This is a genomic window from Bradyrhizobium sp. 23 (assembly GCF_023073295.1).
Taxonomy (GTDB): Bacteria; Pseudomonadota; Alphaproteobacteria; order Rhizobiales; family Xanthobacteraceae; genus Bradyrhizobium; species Bradyrhizobium canariense_D.
In genome coordinates this window covers 15,792-16,357 of the sequence record NZ_JADPJF010000014.1, presented here as the reverse complement: position 1 = coordinate 16,357, position 566 = coordinate 15,792, and the positions used below count along the sequence as shown (strand labels likewise).

Here is a 566-nt window from a genome sequence, read left to right as displayed (position 1 = left end):
CTTGATCTGCGCGTCGATGCGGGCCTGCTCCAGGTCGTTTTCGATATCGATGAGGCGGGCGCGCTCGGCAAGCCGCCGTGCTGCGCCGGTCGGCGCGTGGGCGGCTGCGACAAAACCATCCCAGCGCCAGACGTCGCCTTCGGGCGAGACCAGCCGCTGGCCGGTCTTGAGATGCGAGACCAACTCGGCGCCGCGCTCGCGCGGCACCACGCCGATCTGCGCCAGGCGGCGAGTCAGCTCGGCCGGGGCCTGCACGTGGTTGGCGAGCGGCACCACGCCTTCGGGCAGTTCCGGATCGCCGTCGGTGACGCCGGAATTGGTCCAGCGCATCGGCGCGGACGGATCGACCGGGGCGTCGAGATCGTCGCCGAGGGCTGCGCCGATCGCTTTTTCGAATCCCTTGTCGACGGTGATGCCGTCGATGATCGGCGGCCACAGATTCTTGGTCTCGCCGTTCAGGATCTTGGAGATCGTGCGCGCCTCGGTATCGAGCCGCTGCACGCGCTTGTCGGCTTCGACGAGCGGCGAGCGCGAGGATTCCAGCGTCTGCCGCGCGGCGACGTGCG

General features: G+C 69.4%; 1 pseudogene. It reads right to left on the bottom strand.

Annotated elements, in window-relative coordinates:
• Positions 1 to 566: pseudogene (locus tag IVB32_RS02205) on the bottom strand (chromosome segregation protein SMC); the annotation flags it as partial.